Consider the following 3,319-nt stretch of genomic DNA (forward strand, 5'->3'; position numbering starts at 1 on the left):
AAAAAACGTGAAGTATGCGGCATATTTTTGCGCTTTTCCTTAACTTAATGGCAGTGACGCTCCAGCGTGGGAACGCCATCTTGTCCGCTCCCGCGGACTCAGCTCCTCTGTGCTGATCGGCGTTGGCGATTAGCCTACCGAGGCGCTTAATCGATGCTGGAGCGTCAGATCCCTCCTCCGTCGGGACCAGGTCTGTTCCCACGCTGGAGCCTGGGGAGCCAGCCGAAAATCAACGTGGCGCTCGTTCCCACGCTCCAGCGTGGGAACGCCATCTTGTCCGCTCCAGCGGACGCAACTCCTCGGTGCTGATCGGCGTTGGCGGTTAGCCTACCGAGGCGCTTAATCGACGCTGGAGCCTGGGGAGCCAGCCGAAAATGTGTTGGTTTTTAGACAGCCTCTAAGGATTCTAGCCTCGTGTTGCGTTAGGCCGCGCTCGACGCCGTGTTCCCCCAGGCGTTTTCTCGCACAGCTTGACGTAACCTACACGCAAAGTGAGGTCCGCGCGGACAGGCCACGCGGGGGTAATATGGGTGTAGGTTGCGTTAAGACGCCGGCACTGGCCTGGCCGTAGATCGACAAGCCTTGGTGCGTCGAACGCAATACGTCAAACCCTGTCCCGACGCAGGAGGGATCTTTTCCAAATCATTCAGGATTGCTCAACCGCTCGGTGAGGAAGGGGAGGAGCTCTGCGCTGGGGACCAGGTGGGGCTCGGTGTCGCGCCGGCCTTGGTATTCCAGCTTGCCTGCATCCAGGCCCTGGTCGCCGATGACGATGCGATGGGGTATGCCGATGAGCTCCATATCCGCGAACATAAAGCCGGGGCGCACGTCCCGGTCGTCCAGGAGGACCTCGATCCCGGCCTCCGCCAGCCTTTGGTGCAGCTGCTCGGCCGCTTCCCGGACCCGATAAGATTTGTACAGCTTCATGGGCAGCAGGGCGACCTGAAAGGGTGCCAGCGGCTCGGGCCAGACGATACCCCGCTGGTCGTGGTTCTGCTCGATGGCGGCGGCTACCACGCGGGAGACGCCGATGCCGTAGCAGCCCATCTCCAGGTTTATGGCCTGACCGCCCTCGTCCAGAACGGTGGCCTGCATGGCCTGGCTGTACTTGCGCCCGAGCTGAAAGATATGGCCGACCTCGATGCCGCGGGCGATGGTCAAGGTCCCCTGGCCGTCGGGGCTCGGGTCCCCCGCCTGGACGTTACGCAGGTCCGCTACCTGGGGTAGGGGCAGGTCGCGCCCCCAATTGATGCCGAACCAGTGTTTCCCATCCTGATTGGCGCCGGCGCTGAAATCTCCCGTCACCGCCACGCTGCGGTCGACGATGCAGGGGATGGGCAGGTTCAAGGGTCCGAGGGAACCCGGCCCGGCGCTGGCGGCGGCACGGATCTCCGCGTCGGTTGCCATGCGTAGAGGCGCCGCTACCTGGGGCAGCTGCTCGGCCTTGGCCGGGTTCAAGGTATGATCGCCACGCACCAACAGAGCGACGAGATCCGTCGCGGACCCTGCTGCGGCGGCGACCACCAGCGTCTTCACGGTCCGCTCGATGGGTTGATCGAACTGGTCCACCAGGTCGGCGATGGTCTTGGCGTCCGGCGTATCCACCAGCCGCAGGTCCTCGGCGGGGGCCGGGGGCCCAGCTGCCGGCGGCAGGGCTTCAGCGAGCTCGACATTGGCGGCATAATCGCCCGCGGTGGAGAAGGCAATGGCGTCTTCGCCGGACTCGGCCAGGACGTGGAACTCGTGGGAGATATGGCCGCCGATGCTGCCGGTAGCGGCCTGGACGGGGCGGAATGCCAGCCCGCAGCGGCGGAAGATGCGGCCGTAGGTCTCGAACATGACCTGATAGGTGTCTTGTAGCGAGGCCGCGTCCGGGTGGAAAGAGTAGGCGTCCTTCATCATGAACTCGCGGGCGCGCATGACGCCGAAGCGGGGGCGGATCTCGTCCCGGAACTTGGTCTGGATCTGGTAGAAATTGACCGGGAGCTGTTTGTAGCTGCGCAGCTCGTCGCGGGCGAGCGCGGTGATCAGCTCCTCGTGGGTGGGGCCAAAGCAGAAGTCCCGCTGGTGCCGGTCATGGAAACGCAGCAGCTCCGGCCCGTAGCGCTCCCAGCGCCCGGAGGCCTGCCACAGCTCCGCGGGCTGGACGGCAGGCATCAGCACCTCGAGGGCCCCGGCCCGGTCCATCTCCTCGCGCACGATGCGCTCGACCTTGCGCAACACCCGCAGCCCCAGCGGCAGCCAGGTATAGAGCCCGGCCGCGAGCTTGCGGATCATGCCGGCGCGCAACATCAGCCGGTGGCTGGCGACTTCGGCATCGGCGGGGGTCTCCTTGACGGTGTGCAGGGGAAATGCTGAGGTACGCATAGTGATCTGCCGGCGGGGGGTGCAAAATTACAAATTTTATCAGAATGTTCCACCGTTCCACCCGAATAGATGCCGCGGCGGGGACGTAAACTCGATGTAAACCCGTTCGGGGGGAACGCCGAAGCGGGCCTCCATGAAATAGCACAAATCTGCGGAGAGGCCGGAGGTACGCTCCTCCGGTAACCCCAGGCTCTTGAGCTCCAGATAGGCGAGGGGCGCGGCGTCCCCGGCAAACAACATGTCCATCTTATCCTTTAAGATGACCATGACGTAGCTTTCCGGTTTGCCGAGGATCTTTGCTGTTATCGAGGAGGCATCCTCGAGGATCTTCTTGCGGTGATCGGCGGGGGTCTCGACATTGGTCTGGATAATCAGGGTTGGCATATTCCGGCGGTCTCCCTTGGTTGGGATCGGTTTGTTTAAGCAGACCCTCCCGGCTCCGCAAATCGGAATTGCACCCCGACAGCAGGCTCAATTTCTCATTCGGATAAGGCCTGCCCCTGTAATCGGCCGGAAAATCCTATACCCTGGATACGATGCTCGATTACTCACTTTCGGCTGCAAGCTCGCTGAACGCAGCTGTTTGGATCTCCTCGGGTTCCGGCGCAATGTGGGCATGATCCTTTGCGCTTATTTTAGCCTTTTTGGTCTGTTTTGCCGGAGTGACCTATGGAATATGGGAGGATGCGGTGAACGATTTTGAGGCCTGTTCACCTTTTTGGCTTTCCGCAAAGCGCTCGCCACGTCCGCATTCGGTAGTGGTAAATTTTTAACTGGTCGCGCCGCATGGAAATCGGAAGACTCGATCCCGCTAGCGATTTCGATCCCGAAACAATCAAAGCCCAACGAGATGTTGCAGCAGACGCGGATGTCGTGTCCCGGATGATTACGCGGAATTTTATTGAACAATCGGGGCTGTTGAGCGTACCAGTGTTTGAGCGTTTGTAGGGGT

Annotated in this window: 3 protein-coding genes; all 3 read right to left on the bottom strand. The window is 61.9% G+C overall.

Features of this window, described 5'->3' with window-relative positions:
* Positions 1-642: 642 nt before the first annotated feature.
* Positions 643-2,367 (bottom strand): proline--tRNA ligase, encoded by a 1,725-nt coding sequence (locus BQ17_RS13335; protein ID WP_089727847.1) that lies wholly within the window; start codon positions 2,365-2,367, stop codon positions 643-645.
* A gap of 39 nt (positions 2,368-2,406) precedes the next feature.
* Positions 2,407-2,751 (bottom strand): phenylpyruvate tautomerase MIF-related protein, encoded by a 345-nt coding sequence (locus BQ17_RS13340; RefSeq protein ID WP_089727849.1) that lies wholly within the window; start codon positions 2,749-2,751, stop codon positions 2,407-2,409.
* Positions 2,752-2,997: 246 nt separating this feature from the next.
* Positions 2,998-3,319 (bottom strand): hypothetical protein (locus tag BQ17_RS22730; RefSeq protein ID WP_218068268.1); only part of this gene is annotated, 322 nt, incomplete at its 5' end.

It is taken from the genome of Candidatus Thiosymbion oneisti, assembly GCF_900092655.1.
GTDB lineage: Bacteria > Pseudomonadota > Gammaproteobacteria > Chromatiales > Chromatiaceae > Thiosymbion > Thiosymbion oneisti.

Coding starts and splice junctions, on each gene's coding strand:
- BQ17_RS13335 (WP_089727847.1), bottom strand. CDS start 2,367: ATGCGTACCTCAGCATTTCCCCTGCACACCGTCAAGGAGACCCCCGCC.
- BQ17_RS13340 (WP_089727849.1), bottom strand. CDS start 2,751: ATGCCAACCCTGATTATCCAGACCAATGTCGAGACCCCCGCCGATCAC.